Source organism: Mycobacterium innocens (assembly GCF_900566055.1).
GTDB classification, from domain to species: domain Bacteria; phylum Actinomycetota; class Actinomycetes; order Mycobacteriales; family Mycobacteriaceae; genus Mycobacterium; species Mycobacterium innocens.
The window spans coordinates 1-1,883 of record NZ_UPHQ01000340.1 but is presented as its reverse complement, the minus strand read 5'-3'; the positions used below and the strand labels follow the sequence as shown (position 1 = coordinate 1,883).

At 65.4% G+C, this 1,883-nt stretch carries 2 protein-coding genes; both read right to left on the bottom strand.

Annotated elements, in window-relative coordinates; translation table 11 throughout:
* Positions 1-1,360: IS607 family element RNA-guided endonuclease TnpB (gene tnpB, locus EET03_RS29580; protein WP_099194392.1), on the bottom strand; the 1,360-nt coding region annotated here is incomplete at its 3' end.
* The coding region (locus tag EET03_RS29575; RefSeq protein ID WP_122508870.1) for an IS607 family transposase at positions 1,360-1,883 on the bottom strand (524 nt) is incomplete at its 5' end. The genes EET03_RS29575 and tnpB, both read right to left, overlap by 1 nt.

Sequence of the window (1,883 nt, the reverse complement as noted above, 5' to 3'; positions counted from 1 at the left end):
CTCGGGGTTGTTCGGCAGCCCTGAGGCTGCGTCCCTTCCGCGCTTCACGGCCACCAGCCCGGCTTGGCCGGGTCTTACGGTCGGCTCCACGCTTGACGGCGGCCCCAACTGGGCCGACGACGCTAACGGTGTCCTCGTAGCGTGCGAGGTTGATGGCGGCGTTGTCGTCACGTTGGTGAGTGGCTGAACAACTGTCGCAATGCCATTTTTCGTCCCACCCAATGTCTTGAACATGCTGACATTCGTGGCAGGTTTTCGACGACGGGAACCAGCGGTCGGCGACCACCAGCTGCGATCCGTACCAGCCTGTCTTGTAGGACAGGTGCCGGCGCGGAGTTCCCAGGGCGGCATCAGACAGACTACGCCGTCGGGAGCGGGCACCAGGCAGCCCTTTTTGCCGCAGCATTCCCGCCGCGTCCAAACCTTCGACAACGATGCGGCCGTGAGTTTTGGCCAATCGTGTTGTCAGACAGTGGAGGTGGTGGGTGCGGATGTCGTTGACCCGGCGATGCAGCCGGGACATCTCTGTGGTGCGCTCCCGGTATCGCCGAGAGCCTTTTACACAGCGCGAGCGGGCGCGGCTGACGTGCCGCAACTGCGTGAGCGCTGCGTCGAGCGGGCGAGGATTGGGCACTCGTTCCAGGACATTGCCGTCAGGGTCGGCGACGGTGGCCAGGCGCCGCACACCGACGTCCACGCCGACCCGTGAGTCAGGACGGGCGAGATGGGGCTGTTGGGGGCGTTGCACCAGCACCCGCACGCTCGCATCCAACCGGATGCCGTTGCGCCGAACGCTGATTGCCAACACCCGCGCACGATCCTTGGCGATCAACCGCTCAATGCAGCGGGTGTTCTCATGCGTACGGACCGTCCCGATCACCGGCAACGTCAGGTGGCGGCGATCCGGTTCGACCCGCATCGCTCCAGTCGTGAACGTGAGGCGGTCCTGGTCGCGGCCCTTGCGCTTGAACCGCGGGAAACCCAACCGCTTGCCCGCACGTGTGCCGGCACGACTCCGCTGCCAGTTCCAGTACGCGTCCACCGCCCCACGAACTCCGTCGGAATAGGCCTCTTTTGAGCATTCCCGCCACCACACCTGCCCGGTGTCGGCGTTGACACACACCTGGTCCTTGACCTGGTTCCACCGCTCACGCATCACCCGAAACGACGGCTTCGCCGACTCAACACCGGTGGCGTGCCAGCTGGCGATGTCCGCTTTCAACGTCGCGACGGTCCAGTTGAACGCCTTCCGCCGGGCACCGAAATGCCGTGCCAACGCACGGGCCTGGTCCTCGGTCGGGTCGAGCGTGAACTTGAATGCCTGCATCGTCCAGCCAGCGGGAATCTCGAAGCGCGCCATCACGCTGCCTTACTGTCCCTGGCGTCGACCGCCGCTGCGACGGCACGCTTAGCCCGGTTTGCAGCAGCACGCTTGCCGTAGAGCCGCGCACACATACTGGTCAGAATCTCGGTCATATCCCGCACCAGGTCGTCATCGACCTCAGCCGAGTCGACCACAACCAACTCGCGGCCCTGAGCAGCCAGCGCAGCCTCGACGTACTCCGATCCCAACCGGCAAAACCGGTCCCGGTGCTCCACCACGATCCGACTCACCGTCGGATCACGCAGCAACGCAAGGAATTTGCGGCGGTGCCCGTTGAGTGCCGAACCTACCTCGGTCACCACCTTGTCGACCGGAATCTGTGAGGCGGTGGCCCACGCGGTCACCCGCGCCACCTGTCGATCCAGATCAGCCTTCTGGTCCGCCGAGGACACCCGCGCATACACCGCAGTGCGCGACCGCGACCCCGGCCCGCCGATAAACTCGTCGACGAGAATCAGCCGACCCACTCGCCGAGCGGGCACCGGCAGAATGCCAGAGC